Here is a 21,817-nt window from a genome sequence, read left to right on the forward strand (position 1 = left end):
CGGCGCGGCAGACGACGAGCGTCCCGGCGGACGACGATCCAGTCAATAAATCAACATTCGTTGAAATAAGCGTACAATGAAGACATGGTCGACAAGTCTCCCCGCCGCCCCGGACGCCGGACCGGTGACTCCACCGCCCGCGACGACATTCTGCGCGCCGCGCAGAACCTGTTCGGACGCAACGGGTTCAAGAACACGTCGATGCGCTCGGTAGCCACCGAGGCCGGCGTCGACGTCGCCCTTGTGCCCTATTACTTCGGGAGCAAACACGGGCTGTTCGTCGCCGCCCTCGAAGTGCCCATCGATCCGGCTGATCAGATCCTCCGAGCGACCGACTGCCCGCGCGACGAACTCGGCAAACGGATGATCACCGAGTTCACAGGCGTCTGGGAGGGCATCGAGACCGGGAGTGCGATGCAGGGCCTGCTGCGCTCGGCGATCAACGACGAGAGCAGGCCCAGCGCGTTCGCCGAGTTCGCCTCCTCCGAAATGGTCCCGCTCGTCGCGCAGTCGACGGACGTCTCCGTGGAGACCGCGCGCATCGTCGTCAGCATGTTGTTCGGCGTCGCGACGATGCGCTATCTCCTGGGGGTACCGCTGTTCGCCGACCTCACCCGCGACGAAGTCATCGCGCAGTGGGGGCCGAGGATCCAGCAGGTCATCGACGGGGACTGACCGGACGCCCCGGCGGTCTCAGCCGCGCCCGCGGCCTGCGACGCGCGGTGAGCGCTTGTTGTAGCCGTCGCGCTTGTTGTACTTCTGGCCTCCCCGGCCGCGCGGGGCACCGAGGTCGGGGCGCAGATCGATCGGGTTCTTACCGATACGCGTGTGCTTGAGCAGGTTGATGGTCTCCGAATCGAGATCGTTCGGGAGCTCGACGAGCGAGAAGTCGTCGCGAATGCTGATATTGCCGAAGTCTCCGCGCGTCAGACCGCCCTCGTTGGCGATGGCTCCGACGATCGCGCCCGGCGACACCTTATGCTTGCGGCCAACTGCGATCCGATACGTCGCGAAATGCCCGCTGCCGTTGCGCGGAGCCCGTTCGCGACGCTCACGCTCGGGGCGCTCACGGCGCTGACCGGCGGGCGGATCCGGCGCCATCAGGAAGCCACCGTCGCGCGACTCGAGAGCGAGGGCTGCCGCGATGTCGGCCATCGCGACATCGTTCTCGCGGGCGTAGTTCTCCACCAGGCCCCGGAACATGTCGAGATGATCAGATCCGAGGTTCGAGGTGATCGAATCGGAGAACTTGATGACGCGCTGCGCGTTCACGTCGTCGACGCTCGGCAGATCGATCTCTTCGAGCTGCTGGCGCGTGTGCCGTTCGATGGACCGGAGCAGGTGACGTTCGCGTGGCGAGACGAACAGCAGCGCGATGCCCGACCGTCCCGCGCGTCCCGTACGACCGATGCGGTGCACGTACGACTCGACGTCGTGCGGGATGTCGTAGTTGACGACGTGCGAGATGCGGTCGACGTCGAGGCCGCGCGCCGCCACGTCGGTCGCGACCAGAATGTCGATGGAGCCGTCTTTGAGCTGGTTGATGGTGCGCTCACGCTGTGCCTGCACCATGTCGCCGTTGATCGCCACCGCGGACAGCCCGCGCGACCGCAGTTTCTCGGCGAGCTCTTCGGTCGCCGACTTGGTGCGGACGAACAGGATCATCCCGTCGAACTGCTCCACTTCGAGCATGCGGGTCAACGCGTCGAGCTTGCGGTGATGCGACACCTGCAAATACTTCTGCGTGATGTTCTGCGCGGTCGCGGTCTTCGCCTTGACCGTGACTTCTTGCGGGTTGTTCAAGTACTTGCGTGCGAGCCTGCCGATCGACGCGGGCATCGTCGCCGAGAACAACGCGACCTGCTTCTGGTCGGGAGTGTCGGCGAGGATGCGCTCGACGTCTTCGGCGAAACCCATCGTCAGCATCTCGTCGGCCTCGTCGAGCACGAGGAACCGGAGTTCGGACAGGTCGAGGGTGCCCTTGTCGAGGTGGTCGATCACGCGGCCCGGGGTGCCGACGATCACCTGGGCGCCGCGCCGCAGCCCCGCCAGCTGGACGCCGTAGCTCTGTCCGCCGTAGATCGGCAGCACTTTCACCTCGGGCATCTTGCTCGCGTAGCGGCCGAATGCCTCGGCGACCTGAAGCGCGAGCTCGCGGGTCGGCGCCAAGACGAGCGCTTGCGGCTTGCGTGCGGACGGGTCGAGGTTCGACAGGACCGGGATCGCGAATGCCGCGGTCTTACCGGTTCCCGTCTGGGCCAGGCCGACGACGTCGCGCCCGTCCATGAGTGGAGGAATGGTGGCCGCCTGGATGGGCGACGGGGTCTCGTACCCGACTTCGTCGATCGCCGCGCGCACACGGCCGTCGATACCGAAGTCGTCGAACGTGGAACCGGGAGTGGGGCCGCCGGTGGAATCAGAAGCGGCAGAGTCAGGGTTTTCGGTAGTCATCGCCTATAGATGCTACCCCGAAATAGGGCTGTGACACCCCTCACCACTCTCTACGGTACTGTGCGACTCACATATCCAGCGCTGCCTGAGTTGCGCACTTCTCGCCGAAGGGGTTTCACGATGCAGGAGTACACCACTCCCTCCATCACCACCGTCGACCCGAATACGACCACGATCAGCAAGCTGCAGCAGTATCGCGCACAGCGGCCGACGTTGCCGTTGTTCAAACGCCGGAGCGACGGAGGCAACTGGGTGACGGTCACCGCCTCCCAGTTCGGTGACGAGGTCGACGAGATAGCGAAGGGTTTGATCGCCGCAGGTGTGAATGCGGGCGACCGCGTCGCACTGCTGTCGTCGACCCGCTTCGAGTGGAGCGTGCTCGACTACGCGATCTGGCGCGCGGGCGCCACCACGGTCGCGATCTATGAGACCTCCTCCCCCGACCAGGTGGAGTGGATCCTCACCGACTCGGCGGCATCGGTCCTGATCCTGGAGACCGTCGAACACCGCAGCAAGCACCAGGAGGTGATCGCCGGGGCACCCGCTCTGCGCGAGACCCTCGTCATCGACGACGGCGCCATGAACGCGCTGCGCAAGCGCGGCGCCGATGTCCCCGATTCGGCACTCGCCGAGCGGGAGTCGAACGCGACGGCAGCCGATGCCGCGACGCTGATCTACACGTCGGGCACCACCGGACGGCCCAAGGGCGTCGTGTTGACGCACCGGAATTTCCTCGAAGAGTGCGCCGCCACCGCGGAAGCCGTCGGCAACGGACTCCAGGAGGGCAAGTCGACGCTCCTGTTCCTCCCGTTGGCCCACGTATTCGCGCGCGTCGTCGCCGTCGGCTGTGTGGAGAACGCGGTCGTGCTCGGCCACACCAACGACATCCCGAATCTGGTCGCCGATCTCGCGGTGTTCAAGCCGAGCTACGTGCTGTCGGTTCCGCGCGTGTTCGAGAAGGTCTTCAACACCGCCGAGCAGAAGGCGATCGACGGCGGCAAGGGATCGATCTTCGCCAAGGCGGTCGACACGGCGATCGAGTACAGCCGGGCCACCGAAGCCGGGAGTGCCGGCCTTGCGCTCAAGGTCAAACACCGTGTCTTCGACAAACTCGTCTACGGCAAGCTCCGCGACGCGCTCGGCGGGAACTGCGAGGGCGCGATCTCCGGCGGAGCCCCGCTCGGCGACCGCCTCGGCCATTTCTTCCGCGGTGCGGGCGTCCCCGTGTACGAGGGCTACGGGCTCTCGGAGACGACCGCGGCGGTCACCGCCAACAACGAGGACCACAGCCGCATCGGTTCGGTCGGCCGTCCGGTCCCAGGCGTCACGGTGAAGATCGCCGAGGACGGCGAGATCCTGCTGCAGGGCGGCATGGTGTTCACCGGCTACTGGCAGAACGAGGCGGCCACGGCCGACGCCATCCGCGACGGCTGGTTCCACACCGGTGACATCGGTCGACTCGAAGACGGCTACCTGTTCATCACCGGCCGCAAGAAGGAGCTCATCGTCACCGCGGGCGGCAAGAACGTGTCCCCGGCGCAACTCGAGGACTCGATCCGTGCGCATCCGCTGGTGAGCCAGTGCCTCGTCGTCGGCGATCAGAAGCCGTTCATCGCCGCGTTGATCACTCTCGACCCGGAGGCCCTCCCCGGCTGGCTCGAGCGTCACAATCTGCCCGCGTCGACACCGTTGGTAGAGCTCACGACGAACGCTCAGATCCGCGCCGAGCTCGACGCCGCCGTCGCCGACGCGAACTCGAAGGTCTCGAACGCCGAGGCGATCAAGAAGTACTCGGTGCTCGACACCGACTTCACGATCGAGACCGGCGAGCTGACGCCGACGCTGAAGCTCAAGCGCAGTGTCATCCACGACTCGTACAAGCAGGCGATCGCCGACCTGTACACGTGAGCCGCGCTGATCCGACACCGCTGCGCCGGTCGCCCACCGACCTACGGTGAGGCGCGACCTCGCGATCGACGCGTTGCGGGGTCTGGCCATCTGGAGCATGGTCAGCCTTCACTTCGCCGACGGCACCTGGGCAGCCGAACCGACGCACTCATTCCCGTATGTCGACGGGATGAGTGCGTTCGTTCTGTTGTCCGGTCTCGTGCTCGGCATCGTCCACCGACGGTGGACGGAGCGTTTCTCGTTGCGGTACAGCATGACTCGTCTCCTCAGACGGATCGCTGTGCTCTACGTGTGTCAGGCGGTGGTCGGCCTGGTGGCGGTCTGGGTGGCCACGGAGATGACCGGACGCGAGTTCCGGTCGGTCGCCGTGCTCCCGTATCGCCCCGACACCTGGACCAAGATCGAGTGGGCGTTGACACTCCGGTATCTGCCGAGCGGCGGCAACATTCTGCTCATGTACCTGATCTTGATGGTCGTCGCGGTCGGAGCCATCGCGCTACTCGTGCGCGGATGGTGGCCGGTGGTGGCGACAGCGTCGATCGCGTTGTACGTGGTGAGCCAGGCGTGGCCCGCATCGTGGATGATGATTCACTCCGCGCCCGACTGGTATGGCATTCAGAACTGGGCCGCCTGGCAGATCGTCTTCATGCTGGCGTTGGTGGCCGGATGGCAGTGGGAGTCGTGGCGGATCCCCGACCGCATCGATCTCGTGCTGCCGGTGCTGATCGCGGTGTCGTTGGCGCTCGCCTTCACGATCGAGGACGTGATCCGTTCCCACGACGTTCTGCCGCATGCGAGTTTCCTGATCGACAAGGTGCATCTAGGCCCGGTCCGCGTCGTCGTCTCGTTCCTGGTGGTGACCACGTTGTACGGCGTGCTGACGCGAGTCCTACGCTGGTCTCGTCGCGACGTGCTGCGTCCGCTGGTCTCGACCGGCGCCCGCAGCCTCGACGCCTACGTGATTCAGGCGACGTGCCTTCTGGTGATCCCCGCGGTGCTGATCGAGCGCCCGTGGTCGCAGACGCTGTCGGTCTGTATGGCGCTCGGCGTCTTCGCGATCTGTTGGGCGTGGGCGGAGGCCCGCACCCGGTTCGGGATCGACAAGCTCCATCGGCTGCCCGTGCGGGCGGTCCGCGGTGCGTCGACCCGTGTTCGGCGAGGAGAGAAGGTGTCATGACAGGCCAAGGCGACTCGGGACAGGACCGGGACTCAGGACAGGATCGGGTGGGGCAGCGACCCGACCGGCGCGATCCGTCGACCGTCGGCGAGCAGACGTGGAGCGTGCACGGCGGCAACCACGCGCCGGGGTCCGACGCCGACGGCGCCGCGATTCGGCTGCCGATCACGATGGCCAACTCGTACCGGCTGCCCGAGGATCCGTCGACTATGGACTGGTCGAATCCGGAGCATCTGACGTACACCCGTAACACCGGGGTCAACCAGATTGCGTTGCAGAACAAGCTGATGGCGCTCGATCACGGTGAGGACGCCGTCGCGCTCGCCTCCGGCGTGGCCGCGTTGCACGCGGTGTTCTTCGGCCATGTCTCGGTCGGCGATCACGTCGTTGTCGCCGACGCGACGTACGAGGCGACGTACAAGTTGTGGACGTCGCTGCTGCCCCGCAAGTACGGCATCGATGCGACGTTCGTCGACATCACCGACCTCGACGCTGTGCGTGCGGCGATGCGCCCGAACACACGGCTGATCGTCACCGAGGTGATCGCGAATCCGACGACGAAGGTCGCGGACATCGCGGCGCTCGCGGAGGTCGCGCATGCGGGCGACGCTCTGCTCGTCGTCGATTCGACGTTCTCTCCCCCGCCGCTGTTCCGGCCGCTCGATCACGGAGCCGACCTCGTCGTGCACTCGTTGACCAAGTACATCAACGGTCACGGCGACGCGATGGGCGGAGCGGTGGTCGGTCGGGCCGACGCAGTCGAACCGATCCGGTCGGAGGCGATGGTTGACGTCGGCGGGGTGATCTCCCCGTTCAATGCGTGGCTGATCATGCGCGGTTCGGTGACGCTGCCGCTGCGGTTGCGTCAGCATCAGGCGTCGGCGTTAGAGCTCGCGCGTTTCTTGGAGGCCGACGAGCGGATCGCGTACGTCGCCTACCCGGGGCTCGAGTCGCATCCGCAGCACGAGACTGCGATCCGCCAGTTCGGCGGGGTCGCCGGGCCGGACGCCGGTTTCGGCGGCATCATGTCGTTCGCGTTGGACGGCGACCCTGACCTGCAGAACCGTTTCGTCGCCGCACTGCGAGTCATCACCTCGGCGGTGTCCGTCGGACACGATGAGTCGTTGATCGTCCACGTCGGCACAACCGGCCCACGCGTCGCCGCCTACCCCGACGGTTTCCGCAGGTACGGGCACCTCCGCTTCTCGGTGGGCTTGGAAGATGTCGGCGACCTACGCGCCGACCTCGCCGCCGCACTGGACATCGCGACAGCACAGGCCGAACGTTCGAATCCAGGTGCCCCGTAACGCAGCCGGGCTAGCTACCACCGACATTCTCCGCCACCCGCCGCACCGTCGCCTCGTCGATTACGACGCCGACTGCGTCGGGCACCCGGGTCGCCGCAAGGACGCACAGGCCATGGACGGACGACCAGCAGGCCAACGCGTGTTCGGCATCACCGGTCTCGGCGACGAGCGCACGGAACCACGCCCCCGTCGTGGTTCGTAGGCTTTCACCGGCTCCCGCGAGGACGTCGTGGCGAAAGATCAGCTCGAACATGCCGGGCCGGTCACGGGCGAAACGCCAGTAGGCGACGGCCGCGGCTGGGATCCCCGCATCGATCGCGGGTCGGAGTACCGCGTCGAGATCGGCGATGCCCTCGGCTGCGATCGCCGCGAGAAGGGCGTCGAGCGTGGCGAAGTACCGACGAGGAGCACCATGCGAGACGCCGACACGAGCGGCGACTGCCCGCACGCCGACCTCGCGAAATCCGTGTTCGTCGACAATCTGCACACCCGCTGCGACGAGACGGTCGCGCGTCGTTCCGGCCATGTTGACAGTGTCTACCAAGGTCGGCGATCATGTCGAGTAGACACCGTCTACTTCCAGCCGCCCCGGAGGCTCCATGCACGTAGCGCCACCCGTTCTGTACCCCTTCTGCAAGCACGTGCTGCTTGGACCAGTTGTACGGCGACGCGTCGACCTGGAGGTATCGGGTGTCGAGAACATCCCCGCCCGCGGACCGGTGATCATCGCCGCGAACCACCTCGCCGAGGTCGACTCACTCATCCTCCCTTTATCGACCAGGCGCCAACTGTCGTTCTTCGCCAAGTCGGAGTACTTCACGGGATCGGGCATCCGGGGTCTACTGTCGCGATGGTTCCTCACGGGAACCGGGCAGATCCGCGTCGACCGCTCGGGCGACGACGGCGCCCTCGCCGCAGCCGAGCAGGTGCTCACCGCGGGCGGCGCGTGGGCCATCTACCCGGAGGGCACACGGTCTCCCGACGGCAGACTGCACCGCGGACATACCGGAGCACTGCGGGTGGCGAGGAGAGTGCCGGGAACGCTGGTCGTGCCCGTCGCGCTGTCCGGAACCGCCGAGGTGAACCCGCCGGGCACTCGCCGGATGGTGCCGGGCCGGGTGACGGTCCGTATCGGAGTACCACTCCCTGTCTCCGACCTGGTCGGCGCCGACGCGGACATCCGCAGCGGCACGGACCGGCTGATGGCGACGATCCGCACACTCGGTGGCCTCGATTACGTCGACGAGTACGCGCAGCGCTGACTTCGGGGGATCGCCGGTCATTCGACGACGAATAGGATTCCTCGACCGATCGCCTCACGGACGCTGGGCATGGCCGCTTCGGCGAGTGCATCGGCGTCGACGCCGTGGAAGTCGGCGAGGAGAGTGATGAGCGCGCCGAGAGGGACTTCGCCGCGGCATCCGGCGATGAGCGCCGTCAGGACTTCGTCGACCCCGAGCACTGCGCCCGGGCCCCCGGGGCGGGTGACGGATGCGCCGACCTGCTGCCAGCCGTCGTCGCCCGGCAATGACTGGAACTCGAGGAAGACCGGAGCCGTCCGCAGACGTGCGGCGAGAAGATCGGCGTCGGACGTGGCGCGAAGGAAGTCGCGTCGGTTGAACCACGCCTGCGCTTCGAAGCCGGTCACCTCCTGCCCGGCGGCAGTGATCTCCTCAATGACGACGTCGGCGGGCCGGTCCTCGACGGGTCGGCGCAATGTCACCGACCCCATGCCGACGCCGACGATGCCTTCACGTTCGAACCAGTCGAGCCAATCGGCTCCGCGGCGCGCGGCCTCGACGGGCGACTCCCCCGCATCGGACACCCACAGCGATACGTACGTGATCGGGTCGGCGAGTTCACGTTGCACCACCCAGGCGTCGAGCCCGCTGGCGTCCACCCAGGTTCGGATGCCCTCGTCCCAGTTCTCCTCGTCGTAGACGACCCAGTTGGCGAGGATCTGTGCGATGCCGCCCGGATTGAGGTGGGTGCGGGCGTTCTCGATGAGGTGCCTGCTCACCCCGTCACCGACGATTCCGGAGTCACGGTAGATGTAGTCCTGCGCTCCGGTGCCGACGACGAACGGCGGGTTGGAGACGATCAGGTCGAATGTCTGGCCCGCGACCGGCTCGAACAGGCTGCCGTCGCGGAGGTCCCAGTTCATCTGGTTGAGGCGCGCGGTGGCCGCGGCCAACGCGAGTGCGCGCGGGTTGGTGTCGGTGGCGACGATCTCGCCGCAATGCCCGTTCATGTGCAGCGCCTGCACACCGCACCCGGTCCCCAGGTCGAGGGCCCGCGCTGCGGGTGTGCGGATGACGGCCTGCGCCAACGACATCGACGCGCCCCCAATACCCAGCACGTGGTCGTGCGCGACGGCGCCCGAACGCATCGACGCGTCCTGGTCGGCGACGACGAGGTAGTCGGCGTCGTCGCTGCCGTGCGGGCGGATGTCTAGGAGCGCCCGGACACCGTGGTCGTCTCGTGCGAGGACCCCGCCGTCGACGAGATCGTCCACCGCGAGCCCGCCGAACGCGGCCGCGACGTCCGTCTCCGGTTCGGTCGAGCCGAGCAGGAAGAGCCGGATCAACGTGGCGAGCGCCTGCTTCTGCACGGGAGCCCGACGGGTCGCCCGCAGGGCGGGCCACCAGGTGCCGCCGACGAGCGCGGCGCCCGCCTGTTCGCCGAGCAGCCCGTCGATCCCGTCGGACGAGAAGTCCGCGGCGCGCAGAGCTGCGCCCAGTGCGTCGACGAGGCCGGGGTCAGCGAGAGGGTATGCCGTCACGGCCCGAGAGTACCGGTACAGTGTTCCTGCACGCGTCGCGCGTGCATGCGCGAGTGGCGGAATTGGCAGACGCGCTGGATTTAGGTTCCAGTGTCTACGGACGTGAGGGTTCAAGTCCCTTCTCGCGCACAGCTCTGGCACAGCTCTCACCTATATGGACACTCGAGCCGAAATTTCGGGATCTGCGCCGTATAGGTGGGACTTCTGCCCGACATTGGTCAGATCTCGACCATGCGATGCTCCTTCGCGGGCGACCTGCGCCCGCGGATCGCGATCAGTTCCCGCGCATGCCGGTCCAACGCGACGTCTTTCGGCAGCTGGGGTGCCCACGGGGTGACGTCGGTGGCGTCGCCCGCCGTGTCGAGCGCGGCGAGAACCGTAAGACTGTGGGCGGCCAGCCGTCTGGTGTGCGACCCCTCGCGCGGCCAATGCGCATACACATGCACGGCGACGTGCATCGTCTGGCGGCCGGTGTGGATGAGCCGCGCGGTCACATCGACGACCTGACCGATGTGGATCGGCCGGTAGAAGCGAACCCCGCCCATGTAGACGGTGACGGCCTCCCCCGACCACCACCGCACCGCGCACAGATACGCGGCGTCGTCGATCCACCCCATGACGCGACCACCGTGCGCCTTGCCGCCCCAGTTGATGTCGGTGGGTGCCGCCAGGAACCGGGTCGACGCTTCGAGCGCGGCCGTCGCACCGGAGTAGTCGGCGTCGGCCATCGCCGTGGTGATCTTGCTGCGGATGTCCGACCGTTCGAGTGCGAACATCTCGCGGGCGACGTCGTCCGCGCGCATCGGAACCCATTGCCGCACCGGGGTGGGTGTGCCGTCCTTGTCCACGGCGACGAAGACGAGCAAGCATCGGCTCGCCTGGGTGAACGTGCCGACGCGCGGGTCGGCCGACCGCACTTCGCATTCGATGTGCATGCTGGTCCGGCCAGTGTGGATGAGGGTTGCGATCACCTCGACGAGGTCACCGGACGCGATGTCCCGCCCGAAGCTGATGTTCCCGACATAGGCGGTGACGCTGTAGCCGCCCGACCATGCCGCCGCGCACGCGTACGCGGCTTTGTCGACCCATTCGAGGATCCGACCGCCGCGGACACCGCCGCCAACGGTCGCCACATCCGTCGGCGCGGCCATGAAACGCAAGGTGATCTGCCGATCGTTCATCATCTCTGTTCCTCCAGTCGTTGCCACGATCCTGGCGGCGGAGGCGAACGCACTGGTCGGCGGGGTGCCGACGCGAGATGTCGGTGATCTGCCGGTAACACCGATGTCACCGTGCGGCAGAGGTCCGATGCAGCGCCGACGGCCCGTATGAGAATCCGAAACGATCAATTCTAATACATGACCAGGAATTGACTTCACCGTCGCTCACTGTCGACAGTGGACGTGTCATCCGGAGAGGTTCTCGCGGGTGGGAAGGTATTGGTGCAGCGTAGAAAAAGGATTGCGATCATTGGTGCGGGGCCGAGCGGAATGGCCGCCCTGCGCGCTTTCAAGTCGGCCGAGAGCCACGGCTCCGAGGTTCCGGACATCGTCTGTTACGAGAAGCAGGACGACTGGGGCGGGCAGTGGAACTTCACGTGGCGGACAGGCACCGACCACTACGGGGAGCCGGTGCATTCGAGCATGTACCGCAATCTGTGGTCCAACGGGCCGAAGGAAGCCCTCGAGTTCGCCGAGTACACGTTCGACGAGCACTTCGGCCGGCCGATCTCGTCCTATCCTCCCCGTGAAGTGCTGTGGGATTACATCGACGGCCGCGCATCGCAGTCCGGTGTGAAGGACAAGGTCCTGTTCGCGCACGCGGTCCGCTGGAGCGAGTTCGACGACGAGACGCAGAAGTTCACGCTCACCGTCGACGATCTGCGACACAAGAAGACACTCACCGAGGTGTTCGATGAGATCATCGTCTCCACCGGGCACTTCTCGTTCCCCAACGTGCCCGACTTCGACGACATCGAGACGTTCCCCGGCGAAGTAATCCACGCCCATGAGTTCCGCGGAGCCGAGCGCTTCGCCGGCCAGCGTCTGCTGCTCATCGGCGGGTCGTACTCCGCCGAAGACATCGGCATCCAGTCGCACAAGATGGGCGCCCGCCAGGTCACCATGAGCTATCGGTCCGCGCCGCAGGGCTTCGCGTGGCCCGAAGGCGTCGACGAGGTCCCGCAGGTCAGCCGGTTCGACGGCTCGGTCGCGACGTTCGTCGACGGCACGTCACGCGAGTTCGACGCAGTGGTCCTGTGCACCGGCTACCTGCACCACTACCCGTTCCTTCCGCACGACGCGCAGATCGATTCGCCGAACAACCTGTACCCGACCGGTCTGTATCGCGGCGTCACGTGGCAGGCGAACCCGAGGATTCACTACCTCGGTGCACAGGATCAGTGGTTCACCTTCAACATGTTCGACGCGCAAGCCTGGTTCGTCCGCGATCTGATCCTCGGCCGCATCGAGCTTCCCGACGCCGCCGCCCGTCAGGCACACATCGACGCGTGGCTCGACGCGTACAGCCAGGTCGACGACGACCCGGCTGCCGTCCGTTTCCAGGCCGACTACATTCGCGACCTGATCGACCAGACCGATTATCCGATGTTCGATCTCGACGAGGTCGTCGACACATTCCTGGCCTGGAAGAAGGACAAGAAGTCGAATATCCTCACCTATCGCGACCAGGCGTACCGGTCGGTGATGACCGGGACGATGGCGACGGTCCACCACACCGCGTGGCTCGCTGAGCTCGACGATTCACGTGAGCGGTACCTGTCGGCGCAGCCGACAGCCGACGAAGCCCAGGGCGCCGCGGAACCCGCCTGATCGTCGGCAGACGATGAAGATCTACCCCTGTCTGCGCACCATCTCCGCGATCCACACCGGCGCGTAGGGCGAGGTGCAGCCCGGCGACGTCGGGTAGTCCTTCAGGACTTCGAGCCGCTCGCCGATCTCGACGGCGCGCTCGCGCAGTTCCGGGTGGGCGATGCCGATCTGCGCGAGTGTCGTGTTCATCGCCCACTGCAATCGGTCCGGGGCGTCCTTCATCTGGGCGTCGACGGTGTCGAGGAGCGCGGGCAGGTCGAGTCCCTCCGAATCCGAGGCCACGCGACCGGCCGTCAACGACCATCCGGCAGCGGCGACGACCGGATCGGGGTCGACGGCCCACGCGGTTCGCAGCGGTTCGCGGTGCGGACTCTTCTTGACGACGTAGCCGACGAACCAGTCGTGGACTTTCGGTGTTCGAGCGTCACGCAGCATCGCGTCGAGCTCGTCCGCGCCGAACTCCTTCGGCCTGCAGATCAACAACGACAGCAGGCGGGCCGCGGTGTCGGCCGTCGCCCACAGTTCGACGGCGAGCGGCTGCTGCGTCTTCAATCGTTTGGCGATGCCGCGCAGCACCGACAGTTTCACTCCGTGGTCGTCGCCGTGCCGTTCGTTGACGGCGCGCGTCTTCGGGTCGTCGTTCGCGGCCAGTTCGGCCAGCAGGTCGGGCACGTTCGCAGTCACCCAGCCACCTTACGAAACCCGGCTCACACCACCGGTTGCGACACGACTGCGACACTCCGACCGCCCGGTGCCGCGGTTCTGGGACAGTCGTCGGGCACGGTGGTTCCATGTCCGAAACCGCTTCTCGCCGCGTCGGCGCCTTCGCGGGCGCCGTCGTCGCCTTCGCGCTTCTCGCTGGAACCTTCGGCGTCTTCGTCCGGTCGTATCCCGGTCAGGCCTCTGACGAGCAGACGATGCAGTCCTGGGCCGCCCACTTCGGGAGCGACGTTCCGACCAGCGGATGGCTCGGCGACCACCAGTTGGCGGTGCTCGGGGGGATCGGTGTCGTCCTCGCCATCGTCTGCGCGGTGCGACGCTCCCCCCGGCTCGCCGGCCACGCGACGATCCTGGTCCTAGGCGCCGTCGCCATCGCCGTCTTCCTCAAGACCGGGCTGCAGCGGCCCGCTCTGGGTGTCGGGTCGTTGACCAACTCGTTCCCCTCGAACACCGTCGCCGCGTTCGCCGCGGCAGCGTTCGGGCTGATCGCCGTCAGCCCCGAGCGTCTGCGTCGTGTGGTCGCTGTCGCTTCGCTCGCCGGTGCAGCCGTCGTGTCGGTCGCCGTCGTCGGACTCCAATGGCATCGCCCGTCGGACGTGATCGGCGGCTGGTTGGTCGCGGTGGCTGCTGCGTTCGCGGCCGAGTGCGTTCTGCCTGTGCGGGGTCGCTCTGTGCGACACTTGCGACGATGACGCGGCTGCTGCTGATCGAAGACGATCCACAGATCGTCGAGGCGCTCAAGATGAGTCTGGAGCGTCTCGACTACACGGTGACGTCAGTCGCGTCCGATCCCGGTGATTCGCTCCCGACTCTGCTGTCGTCGGTCGACGCCGTGATCCTCGACATCGGACTACCCGGCTCCGACGGCTTCAGCGTCTGCCGAGCCATCCGAGCGATCAGCGACGTCCCGGTGATCATGTTGACGGCACGGTCGGACGACATCGACATGGTCGCAGGCCTTGAGGCGGGCGCCGACGACTACGTGGTGAAGCCGGTGAGCCCGCGCGTCCTCGACGCACGGGTCAAGGCGAACGTGCGCCGAGTGAACGTGGTCGAGCCGGGTTCGCCACCGCGCCACGACGTCATCGCGTTCGGCGGCCTCACCGTCGACCGAACGGCCGTCCAGGTGTCGCGCGACGGCGATCCGATCGCGCTCAGCCCCACCGAGACGCGTCTCGTCTTCGCGTTCGCCGACCATCCGGGTCAAGTCCTGTCGCGAGACCAACTCCTCGAGATGGCGTGGGATCAGACGTACCTCGGCGATTCACGGCTCGTCGACAACGCGATCCAACGACTCCGCGCGAAGATCGATCCCGCCGACGTGAGTCTCATCGAGACCGTCCGCGGTTTCGGCTACCGCTTCGTTCCGTGATCTCCCGCCTGCTGCCGAGCTTGCGAGCCCGAGTGATGCTCGGGACGGTCCTCGTCGTGTGCGCAACGGCACTCGGTGTCGGCGGCGCGATCACGTTGTCGGCACGGTCGTGGGCGTACGAGGACGCACAGAACGCAGCGCTGGCGGTGTTCACCGAGGAAATGGAGCAGACACGCGTCGACGGTCCGTCACCGCCCGACGTGGCGGTGGTCCGCGACGGTGTGGTGACGTTCGATCGGAACGACGTCCTGTCCCAGATCCCCGACTCGGTGCGCAGCTCGGTCGAATCGTCGCCGGGCGTCTACCGATTCGAACGGCTGCCGTCGGAGCGGGTCGCGATGGGCTACAGCCGATCACACGGCGACGATCGGGTCAGCTACTTCGCCGTCCGACCTCTCGAAGGGGTCGGCGAGAAGCTCGACCGGCTGCGCACCATCCTGGTCGCATCCGTCGCAGGCGCGGTGGTCCTCGGCATCGCCTTCGGCGCCTTCGTGGTGCGCACGGTGGTGCGGCCGCTGCGGACTGTGGAGTCGACGGCTAAGCAGATCGCGGCGGGCGACGCGTCCGTGCGCATGCCGTCGACCGGCGTGCGGGAACTCCACGACGTGACTGCATCGCTCAACGAGATGCTCGACCAGAAGGATGCCGTGACCGCCGTCCTCCGGGACGAGGAACAGCGTTCTACCCGCTTCGTCGCCGACGTCTCGCACGAGCTGCGCTCTCCTCTTGCCGCCCTCGTGCCGGCGGCAGAGGTGCTCCACGAGGAGTTGTCCGACGACACCGGGGTCCGCGGGCGAGCGGCGCGCCTGATGTCGGAGGAGATCACCGCGTTGTCGGCGCTCGTCGAAGACCTCCTGGAGATGACCCGGCGCGACGCGGGCCTGTCCGACGTCCTGGCCGAACCCGTCGACGTGCACGCACTCATTACCGACGCGGTCCGACGACGCGGCTGGCACGACGTCCCGGTCACCGGATCGGTCGGCGGCGAGTTCTCGACCGACCCGCGCAGGCTCACCGCGATCGTCACGAACCTCGTCGGCAACGCGGTCCGCCACGGTGCGCCACCGGTCACCGTCGATCTCGAACGGCACGGCACGACGCTCACCGTCACGGTGTCCGACCACGGCGACGGCGTCTCCGTCGATCACCTGCCGCGTGTCTTCGAGCGGTTGTACAAGGTGTCGGACGCTCGAACCCGAACGGGCGGCGCCGGTTTGGGCCTGGCGATAGCCCGCGAGAACGCCCGCCTGTTGGGCGGTGACGTCGACTACCGACGCGAGTCCGGTGTGACGTCGTTCGTCGTGCGGGTCGAGCGGGCGCTGTGAGTCAGATCGCTTCGCAGTGCCAGGTACCGTGGAGGTCGTGACCGAGGCTGCATCACCCATCCAGAAGCGACATCGGCCCGCGCTGATCGCGCTGGTCGTCATCGCGGCGGCCGCGTGTCTCGCGCTCGCGTGGTGGCAGTGGAGCCGCTTCGAGTCGGCGTCGGGCACCTTCCAGAATCTGGGGTACGCCCTGCAGTGGCCGGCTTTCGCCATCGCAGTGCTCTACGCGTACCGACGATTCGTGGTGATGGAGGCTGACCCGGACGCGGTCGTCGAGAAGACCTCCAAACGCGGACCCGCCGAGATCCCGGACGGCATCCTGCCCGAACGGCCGAGTGCCCCCGACCCGACCGTCGCAGTCCTCGACAGCGCTCCCGACGACGCACTCACCGAGTACAACCGGTACCTGGCCGAACTCAACGACCGGCGCCCAGAAGCGTGAGAACCAAGAAGCGTGACTGCACCGACGCCTGACTGCACTGAAGGACGACACGTGACCGACAAGACCCCGACAGCCACCGCGACGCCAGGCCCCGTCGCACTTACGAGGATCAAGTCAGCGCTTCTGCGCTACCGGATCCTCGCCTGGATCACGGGTGTCTGGCTGCTCCTGCTCGTCGCCGAGATGATCGCTAAATACGGATTCGACGTCGACGGCTTCGGTTGGGTCGGCATCGCCCACGGCTGGATCTACTTCATCTACTTGATCATGACGGTCGATCTCAGCATCAAGGCGCGGTGGCCGATCGGCAAGCTGATCACGACCGCCATCGCCGGTACCATCCCGTTCCTGTCGTTCTACTTCGAGCACATCCGCACCCGCGATGTGAAGCAGCAGTTCGACCTCTGATCCCTGCTGCTCGTCCGACGGATGTTCAGGCTTCCGCCAACTCCGCCAGCGCGGGAAGAAGTTGCTGCAACGCCTTGTGCCGATGGCTGAGCGCGTCCTTCTCTGCGGGGTTCAGCTCGCCTGCGGTCCGTCCCGCGGCGATGTCGTCGTCGGGGAGGAACAGCGGGTCGTAGCCGAAGCCGCCTGTGCCGCGCCGCTCCCCCACGATCTGGCCGCGCCACTCGCCGCGGACGACGGTCTCGCTACCGTCGGGCAGCACGAGCGCGCAGACGGACACGAACGCCGCACCGCGTCTCTGGGTCGGGACGTCGGCCAGTTGTGCGAGGAGCAGGTCGTTGTTGCGCTCGTCCTGTCCGGCCCCGTCCTGTCCGGCCGGACCGCTCCAGCGCGCCGACAGGATGCCCGGCATTCCGTTCAGTGCGTCAACCGCGATGCCCGAGTCGTCCGCGAGGGACGCGAGGCCGGTACGCGCCACGGCTTCCCTCGCTTTGACGAGCGCATTGTCCTCGAACGTCGCCCCGTCCTCGACGGGTTCGGGGTACGGGTCGACATCGCCGAGCCCGAGCACGTCGAGTCCGGTGATCTCGGCGCCGTCCACCATGCGTCTCAGTTCGGCGAGCTTCTTCGCGTTGCCCGACGCGAGCAGGACGCGTGAGGTCACTTCGTCGGCGTGGGCAGGACGCCCGGGTAGGGCTCGGCGAGCGACTCTCGCTGAGCTTTGACGATCTGCTCGATGCCCTCGGTCGCGACGTCGAGCATCGCGTCGAGGGTACGACGCGGGAACGTCGCACCTTCGCCGGTGCCCTGGATCTCGACGAGGGTGCCAGCGTCGGTGGCGACGACGTTCATGTCGACTTCGGCGCGTGAATCCTCCTCGTACGGGAGGTCGAGGCGGACGCGGCCGTCGACGACGCCGACGCTGATCGCGGCGATGACGCACGACAGCGGCTGCGGGTCGTTGAGCTTGCCCGCGGCGCCGAGCCAGGCGACGGCGTCAGCGAGGGCGACGTACGCCCCGGTGATGGCCGCCGTGCGGGTGCCGCCGTCGGCTTGGAGGACGTCGCAGTCGATGGCGATGGTGTTCTCACCGAGGGCGGCGAGGTCGATGCAGGCTCGCAGCGACCGCCCGACGAGTCGGCTGATCTCGTGGGTGCGTCCGCCGATCTTTCCGCGCACCGATTCACGCTTGTTTCGCTCGTGGGTCGCCGCGGGGAGCATCGAATACTCGGCCGTCAGCCAACCGAGCCCGGAGCCGCGCCGCCAGGACGGGACCCCCTCGGTGACCGACGCGGTGCACATGACACGCGTGTTCCCGAACTCCACTAGGACCGATCCCGCCGGATGCGAAGTGAATCCGCGGGTGAACTTGATGGGGCGCAACTCGTTGTCGGCCCTGCCGTCTTCTCGTGTGCTCACGGTCGCGATTCTATCCGGACCGCGCAGGAGCACAGTTCGGGCTCTCGGAATTGTCAGACCCCCTCCCTATAATCGAACACACAAACGATCTAACAATTAGGTTGATCACTTACCCCGAAGGGAGCAGACCATGCCATGGAGGTCATTGACTGACTTCGTGGGCGGCGACGTAGGTATCGAGCGGGCGAGGAATGCTGTGAGGGCGGAGGGGTGACCACGCTCCTCAGCCGCCAACCAAGGGCCACACAGATGTCACGCCGCCGATCAAGAGGCCCGCAAGAAGACAACTAGGACCGACGTACCAGGTCCAGCGCCGCTTCGGCCAAGACTCGGCGACGTACGCCCGTAACACGCGGCCGACATTGTTGACATGAGCGGCCAGCATTCTGGTCTCGATCAGCGGTTTCATGAATGGGGCCAGGGATTCGATCCCGTCGGCGCTCTTCAGCGCGATCTCGTCGAGGTCGTCGAGGTCGGACCGGAGAGCGTTGTCGACCTTGGCGAAGATCGAGTCGAGTTGCTTGCTGATTCGATGAGACTTCGCGACCTCGCGAACAACCAGGGCAGCACCTACGAGTTGCAGCACATACGCAGTCACCGTCAGCCCAACCAGGGCGCAGTTTGCCATGCGGTCAGTATCGCGTCGGCGCGACACTTTGCGGTGTGAAACCGCAGCTCGACATCAAGAACACTGACCGTCGCGCCGCAAGCCGTCCACGATCTCCCTCGCGAGCTTTTTGGCATCGGGTGACTTCATCGCCTCGCCGAACACCTTCTTGGTGGCACGCTGCAGGGCGCGCGTGACATCTGCGACGTCGCAGGCGTTCGCGTTGCGCAGTTCCTTGTTCAGGGCGGCTTCCAAGTCGTCACCGAAGCCATCGAGGTTTAGCTGTGTCTTCATACCTTTCAAGTGTTCAGCCTGGTCAATGCCTGTCGGCGCAGTTTGGCCATCGTTCATCTCCTCGGGGGACGGCTCTGCTGGACGATGTCGGGTGACCCGGCAGCAGGTTCGCCCTACGCGCGCCGGTATGCCCCATAATCGGTGGATGCACTGGTACGCCACCGTGGCTTTCCTCGGAACCGTCGTCACGCTCGCTGGCCTCGCGTGGGCGGCGTGGGCCACTTACCAAGAGTGGACGGCGGTGTCATCGTCGACCGAATACTTCGCCCCCCAGTGGCTTCGCCGAGTGTTCCGCCGCCGAGTCGACGCCACGATCCATGTCGCGACAGCGAACGTCGCAGGTGAAGGTGGCTTCGGCGCAGTTGTTGAGCGCGGCTTCGATGTCACCAAGCCGATCGAAGAACGGCTCGCGGCACTCGAGTTCGCGGTCAACGATGTAGCAAAAGATTTCCGCCTCGCAGACGCGGAGCTTGAGACGAAGGTCCGCACCGTCACTCGCTCCGTCCAGGAGTTGAACGCGACCGTGGGAGGGATACCGAGACAGTTTGAGGAGGCTAACCGTCGGCAGGCAGTGAAGAGCCTTCAGCAGGCTGGATGGGGCTTGGTCTTCGCGGTTGCTGGACTCATCATGCAGACGCCCGCAGCATGGATCGCCATGTAGCACGAGACCCCGCCGATGACAGACCGGGATGATCTCGCCGGCTCGGGTGCGGTGACCGCAGTGTCGGCGGCCCGGCATCTCGCGAAATCCGCCGCCAAAGCAGCGAATGTGGGAAGGCCCCCTAGGTGACCATGGACCGCGCTCTGCTCGACTCGCGACGGCGAGCCATCGACGAGTGCAGCCGGTGTGACCCCAGCGGGTGGATCGAAACCCAAAGCGGCGCGCTCACCCGCTGCCGTCGCCTCGACGCGCAGGAGCTGAGCCGATGACACGCACGAGGTCATCTGCGAACGCTGCTGGGTCGCGCTTCGAACGTGAGATCGCCGACTGCCTCGCTGCGCACGTCGACGACCGGATCGACCGCCGCGTCAAGACCGGAAGCCGCGACAAGGGCGACATCGGCGGCGTGCGCCTGCACGGGCAGCGCGTAACTATCGAATGCAAGGACACAGCGCGACTCGACCTGGCGGGCTGGACGTGCGAGGTCGCAGACGAACGCGATAACGACGACGCCCTGGCTGGTGTTGTCATCCACAAGCGGCACGGCAGAGGCGACCCACTCGACCAGTGGGTGACCCTCACGGTCCGCGAGTTCATCGCCTTGCTCGCGGGGGTCGCATTGACCAGGAGGCGGAATGGTGATGGTGGAGGCGACCGCTCGCACGCATCCGCCCCTTCTCAGCCTGCGGGAGGCGTACATCGCCCTAGTACCGTGTTCGCGGGAAGACCACTTTGAGAACCTGATACCCCATGAAGATGGCAGCCACGACGATCACGGACACCAGCAGCCTCAGCGGCAGACCCGATTCGGCCGACACCCGCGCGAGGCCGTCGCCAATCCACGCTGCGACGACGGGGATCCCGACTACACCGGCGGCCGCTGCGAATAGCGATTGTCAGTCAGGCGCAGGGCGTTGAGGGCCGCGTTGGCGGCGAGGACAAGAACGCCGACAACGAGAACGGCCAGGCCGAGGGCGCGCGACCAACTGACCGCGTGGCGCAGAACGGTGTGCAACGACTGGCCGAACGCATACAGGCCCCATATCGATCCACGAAGGCTACGAGACCTACGATGCCCACAATCGAGAGATTGGCCAGCTCAGGCATCTGCGATTCGTCCAGGATCCAACGCACTATCGCGACGGCGAGGAGGGCGAGAATCGCTATCGCGACTGGGATCAGGGCCGTGCCTACGAGGTGGAGGAGAAACTCCATCCACGACCAGTCGGTGAGGTCGTCAGGCTCAGTCTCAATGTTCACGGCGGCAATCGTGACATACGCCACCGACAGTCTCACCCGATGTGCGCTGCGAGTGAACGTGTACAAGCACCCGACGCTTCTGGGAGGAGATCATCCGATGGAATCTGATACCTGTGGCGCTCGCACCGAGCGCTACCTATGCCAGTCCTGCGAGGCCACGTTGCGTCAGACCGGGACGCAACTGCCGTGGTTGGCGAATCAGCTCGCGCTCACCTACAGCCGACAGAACAACCTCACCCCTGCGCCTCCGGCGGCTCGACGACGCCCGCCAACCGAGGACGAGGAGGAGTCTCCGCTGCCCTACATCGGGCGGGCGCGCGACGCCTACGACGAGATCCGCACCGTGCTCGGGCGGTGGGCACGCGACCTTTCCGAGCAGCTCGGCGTCGACGTGCGCGTGTCCCACCCGGCGCGCACTGTCGAGTTGTGTGCGTGGCTGGCCGCCCACGTTGACCGGCTAGCGTGCTCGCCGGACGCGGCGCTCGCCCTCGACGAGCTGACGACGGTGGCCTGGCGCAGACTCGAGACCATCGACCGTCCGCTGCCGCCGATCTACCGGGGCCGTGTCCGGCAGTCGTGGGCACCATGTCGCACGGCGCACCGCAGGTGTGTGGGTGCCGCTGTACGCAGCCCGCACCGAGCCGGGGGAGAACAGTCACCGTCGGTGCCGACGTCGTGGTGTGCGTGCGATGCGGCACCACCCACGACGCTCGGGCACTCGAACAGAAGCTGCTCGCCGAGCTGTCCGTCTACCTGATGCGCGCCGACGAGATTCAACGTGTGATGCGTGAGCTCGGGGAGCCGATCGCCAAGAGCACCTGGCACAACTGGCGGGCCAAGGGCAAGCTCCAGCCGA

The 21,817-nt window shown here is 66.6% G+C and carries 23 protein-coding genes and 1 tRNA gene; 14 read left to right on the forward strand and 10 right to left on the reverse strand.

All coding sequences use genetic code 11. From position 1 onward, the window contains the following. Window positions 1-84 precede the first annotated feature (84 nt). Window positions 85-675 (forward strand): TetR/AcrR family transcriptional regulator, encoded by a 591-nt coding sequence (locus tag L5G33_RS07825; protein WP_236997585.1) that lies wholly within the window; start codon window positions 85-87, stop codon window positions 673-675. A gap of 18 nt (window positions 676-693) precedes the next feature. Here the strand turns inward: L5G33_RS07825 and L5G33_RS07830 are convergent, their stop codons facing one another. Further along, window positions 694-2,451 (reverse strand): DEAD/DEAH box helicase, encoded by a 1,758-nt coding sequence (locus L5G33_RS07830; RefSeq protein ID WP_236997586.1) that lies wholly within the window; start codon window positions 2,449-2,451, stop codon window positions 694-696. A 120-nt stretch (window positions 2,452-2,571) separates the two neighbouring features. Between L5G33_RS07830 and L5G33_RS07835 the strand changes: the two genes are divergently transcribed. The 3 genes from L5G33_RS07835 to L5G33_RS07845 are packed head-to-tail and all read left to right on the forward strand — an operon-like array spanning window position 2,572 to window position 6,843. Then, window positions 2,572-4,359 (forward strand): AMP-dependent synthetase/ligase, encoded by a 1,788-nt coding sequence (locus tag L5G33_RS07835; protein WP_236997587.1) that lies wholly within the window; start codon window positions 2,572-2,574, stop codon window positions 4,357-4,359. A gap of 46 nt (window positions 4,360-4,405) precedes the next feature. After that, window positions 4,406-5,536: an OpgC domain-containing protein gene (gene opgC / locus L5G33_RS07840; protein ID WP_236997588.1), complete on the forward strand. Its 1,131-nt coding sequence runs from the start codon at window positions 4,406-4,408 to the stop codon at window positions 5,534-5,536. Continuing rightward, window positions 5,533-6,843: a trans-sulfuration enzyme family protein gene (locus L5G33_RS07845; RefSeq protein WP_236997589.1), complete on the forward strand. Its 1,311-nt coding sequence runs from the start codon at window positions 5,533-5,535 to the stop codon at window positions 6,841-6,843. The genes opgC and L5G33_RS07845 overlap by 4 nt, the downstream gene beginning before the upstream one ends. A 10-nt stretch (window positions 6,844-6,853) precedes the next feature. On the opposite strand, the gene L5G33_RS07850 is transcribed toward L5G33_RS07845, so the two are convergent. Further along, window positions 6,854-7,369, reverse strand: coding sequence for a TetR/AcrR family transcriptional regulator (locus L5G33_RS07850; protein WP_236997590.1), 516 nt, complete (start codon window positions 7,367-7,369; stop codon window positions 6,854-6,856). Window positions 7,370-7,484: 115 nt separating this feature from the next. Here L5G33_RS07850 and L5G33_RS07855 point away from each other — a divergent pair, with 115 nt between their 5' ends. Then, a complete protein-coding gene (locus tag L5G33_RS07855; RefSeq protein WP_308191548.1) occupies window positions 7,485-8,105 on the forward strand; it encodes a lysophospholipid acyltransferase family protein in 621 nt (206 codons plus the stop codon). Between the two features lie 17 nt (window positions 8,106-8,122). Here the strand turns inward: L5G33_RS07855 and L5G33_RS07860 are convergent, their stop codons facing one another. Then, the gene (locus tag L5G33_RS07860; RefSeq protein ID WP_236997592.1) at window positions 8,123-9,625 is read right to left on the reverse strand and encodes a DUF7782 domain-containing protein; all 1,503 of its coding nucleotides are present in this window, start codon (window positions 9,623-9,625) and stop codon (window positions 8,123-8,125) included. 47 nt (window positions 9,626-9,672) lie between these two features. Between L5G33_RS07860 and L5G33_RS07865 the strand changes: the two genes are divergently transcribed. Next, a tRNA-Leu gene (locus L5G33_RS07865) sits at window positions 9,673-9,754 on the forward strand. Window positions 9,755-9,843: 89 nt separating this feature from the next. On the opposite strand, the gene L5G33_RS07870 is transcribed toward L5G33_RS07865, so the two are convergent. Beyond that, entirely contained in the window at window positions 9,844-10,809 is a 966-nt protein-coding gene (locus L5G33_RS07870; protein ID WP_236997593.1) for an acyl-CoA thioesterase, read from the reverse strand. 255 nt (window positions 10,810-11,064) lie between these two features. Between L5G33_RS07870 and L5G33_RS07875 the strand changes: the two genes are divergently transcribed. After that, window positions 11,065-12,456 (forward strand): trimethylamine monooxygenase, encoded by a 1,392-nt coding sequence (locus tag L5G33_RS07875; RefSeq protein ID WP_265742696.1) that lies wholly within the window; start codon window positions 11,065-11,067, stop codon window positions 12,454-12,456. Window positions 12,457-12,477: 21 nt separating this feature from the next. Here the strand turns inward: L5G33_RS07875 and L5G33_RS07880 are convergent, their stop codons facing one another. Continuing rightward, on the reverse strand, window positions 12,478-13,140 hold the full coding sequence (locus L5G33_RS07880) for a DNA alkylation repair protein (RefSeq protein ID WP_236997595.1): 663 nt from the start codon (window positions 13,138-13,140) through the stop codon (window positions 12,478-12,480). Between the two features lie 107 nt (window positions 13,141-13,247). Between L5G33_RS07880 and L5G33_RS07885 the strand changes: the two genes are divergently transcribed. Genes L5G33_RS07885 through L5G33_RS07905 form a run of 5 tightly spaced genes read left to right on the forward strand, consistent with a single transcriptional unit; the run spans window position 13,248 to window position 16,723 of the window. After that, a complete protein-coding gene (locus L5G33_RS07885; protein WP_236997596.1) occupies window positions 13,248-13,868 on the forward strand; it encodes a phosphatase PAP2 family protein in 621 nt (206 codons plus the stop codon). After that, window positions 13,865-14,548 (forward strand): response regulator, encoded by a 684-nt coding sequence (locus tag L5G33_RS07890; RefSeq protein ID WP_236997597.1) that lies wholly within the window; start codon window positions 13,865-13,867, stop codon window positions 14,546-14,548. The genes L5G33_RS07885 and L5G33_RS07890 overlap by 4 nt, the downstream gene beginning before the upstream one ends. Continuing rightward, entirely contained in the window at window positions 14,545-15,873 is a 1,329-nt protein-coding gene (locus L5G33_RS07895; RefSeq protein WP_236997598.1) for a sensor histidine kinase, read from the forward strand. Before L5G33_RS07890 ends, L5G33_RS07895 begins: the two co-directional genes overlap by 4 nt. A 37-nt stretch (window positions 15,874-15,910) precedes the next feature. Continuing rightward, window positions 15,911-16,315, forward strand: coding sequence for a transcriptional regulator (locus L5G33_RS07900; RefSeq protein ID WP_236997599.1), 405 nt, complete (start codon window positions 15,911-15,913; stop codon window positions 16,313-16,315). A gap of 51 nt (window positions 16,316-16,366) precedes the next feature. Beyond that, the gene (locus L5G33_RS07905) at window positions 16,367-16,723 is read left to right on the forward strand and encodes a DUF3817 domain-containing protein (protein ID WP_236997600.1); all 357 of its coding nucleotides are present in this window, start codon (window positions 16,367-16,369) and stop codon (window positions 16,721-16,723) included. A 25-nt stretch (window positions 16,724-16,748) separates the two neighbouring features. Here the strand turns inward: L5G33_RS07905 and rdgB are convergent, their stop codons facing one another. The 4 genes from rdgB to L5G33_RS07925 all read right to left on the reverse strand — a co-directional run bounded on the left by rdgB (window position 16,749) and on the right by L5G33_RS07925 (window position 19,040). After that, window positions 16,749-17,384 (reverse strand): RdgB/HAM1 family non-canonical purine NTP pyrophosphatase, encoded by a 636-nt coding sequence (gene rdgB / locus L5G33_RS07910; protein WP_308191549.1) that lies wholly within the window; start codon window positions 17,382-17,384, stop codon window positions 16,749-16,751. Beyond that, on the reverse strand, window positions 17,381-18,139 hold the full coding sequence (gene rph, locus L5G33_RS07915; RefSeq protein WP_236997601.1) for a ribonuclease PH: 759 nt from the start codon (window positions 18,137-18,139) through the stop codon (window positions 17,381-17,383). Before rph ends, rdgB begins: the two co-directional genes overlap by 4 nt. A gap of 223 nt (window positions 18,140-18,362) precedes the next feature. Then, complete coding sequence (locus L5G33_RS07920) at window positions 18,363-18,767, reverse strand: hypothetical protein (RefSeq protein ID WP_236997602.1); 405 nt, start codon at window positions 18,765-18,767, stop codon at window positions 18,363-18,365. 54 nt (window positions 18,768-18,821) lie between these two features. Then, window positions 18,822-19,040 carry a hypothetical protein gene (locus L5G33_RS07925; protein WP_236997603.1) on the reverse strand — a complete coding sequence of 73 codons (219 nt, stop codon included), beginning with the start codon at window positions 19,038-19,040 and terminating at the stop codon, window positions 18,822-18,824. A gap of 91 nt (window positions 19,041-19,131) precedes the next feature. Between L5G33_RS07925 and L5G33_RS07930 the strand changes: the two genes are divergently transcribed. Continuing rightward, complete coding sequence (locus L5G33_RS07930; protein ID WP_236997604.1) at window positions 19,132-19,701, forward strand: hypothetical protein; 570 nt, start codon at window positions 19,132-19,134, stop codon at window positions 19,699-19,701. 280 nt (window positions 19,702-19,981) lie between these two features. On the opposite strand, the gene L5G33_RS19395 is transcribed toward L5G33_RS07930, so the two are convergent. After that, the gene (locus L5G33_RS19395) at window positions 19,982-20,365 is read right to left on the reverse strand and encodes a hypothetical protein (RefSeq protein ID WP_308191550.1); all 384 of its coding nucleotides are present in this window, start codon (window positions 20,363-20,365) and stop codon (window positions 19,982-19,984) included. A gap of 693 nt (window positions 20,366-21,058) precedes the next feature. Here L5G33_RS19395 and L5G33_RS07940 point away from each other — a divergent pair. Next, window positions 21,059-21,718, forward strand: a complete 660-nt coding sequence (locus L5G33_RS07940) for a hypothetical protein (RefSeq protein WP_236997605.1) — start codon at window positions 21,059-21,061, stop codon at window positions 21,716-21,718. Window positions 21,719-21,817 lie beyond the last annotated feature (99 nt).

This window comes from Gordonia liuliyuniae (genome assembly GCF_021738805.1).
GTDB lineage: Bacteria > Actinomycetota > Actinomycetes > Mycobacteriales > Mycobacteriaceae > Gordonia > Gordonia liuliyuniae.

Excerpts from the sequence above, each read along its gene's own strand:
- L5G33_RS07890 (WP_236997597.1), top strand. The coding sequence starts at position 13,865 with ATGACGCGGCTGCTGCTGATCGAAGACGATCCACAGATCGTCGAGGCG.
- L5G33_RS07885 (WP_236997596.1), top strand. The coding sequence starts at position 13,248 with ATGTCCGAAACCGCTTCTCGCCGCGTCGGCGCCTTCGCGGGCGCCGTC.
- L5G33_RS07925 (WP_236997603.1), bottom strand. The coding sequence starts at position 19,040 with ATGAAGACACAGCTAAACCTCGATGGCTTCGGTGACGACTTGGAAGCC.
- L5G33_RS07825 (WP_236997585.1), top strand. The coding sequence starts at position 85 with ATGGTCGACAAGTCTCCCCGCCGCCCCGGACGCCGGACCGGTGACTCC.
- L5G33_RS07835 (WP_236997587.1), top strand. The coding sequence starts at position 2,572 with ATGCAGGAGTACACCACTCCCTCCATCACCACCGTCGACCCGAATACG.
- L5G33_RS07870 (WP_236997593.1), bottom strand. The coding sequence starts at position 10,809 with ATGATGAACGATCGGCAGATCACCTTGCGTTTCATGGCCGCGCCGACG.
- L5G33_RS07920 (WP_236997602.1), bottom strand. The coding sequence starts at position 18,767 with ATGGCAAACTGCGCCCTGGTTGGGCTGACGGTGACTGCGTATGTGCTG.
- L5G33_RS07940 (WP_236997605.1), top strand. The coding sequence starts at position 21,059 with ATGGAATCTGATACCTGTGGCGCTCGCACCGAGCGCTACCTATGCCAG.
- L5G33_RS07850 (WP_236997590.1), bottom strand. The coding sequence starts at position 7,369 with ATGGCCGGAACGACGCGCGACCGTCTCGTCGCAGCGGGTGTGCAGATT.
- L5G33_RS07830 (WP_236997586.1), bottom strand. The coding sequence starts at position 2,451 with ATGACTACCGAAAACCCTGACTCTGCCGCTTCTGATTCCACCGGCGGC.
- L5G33_RS07845 (WP_236997589.1), top strand. The coding sequence starts at position 5,533 with ATGACAGGCCAAGGCGACTCGGGACAGGACCGGGACTCAGGACAGGAT.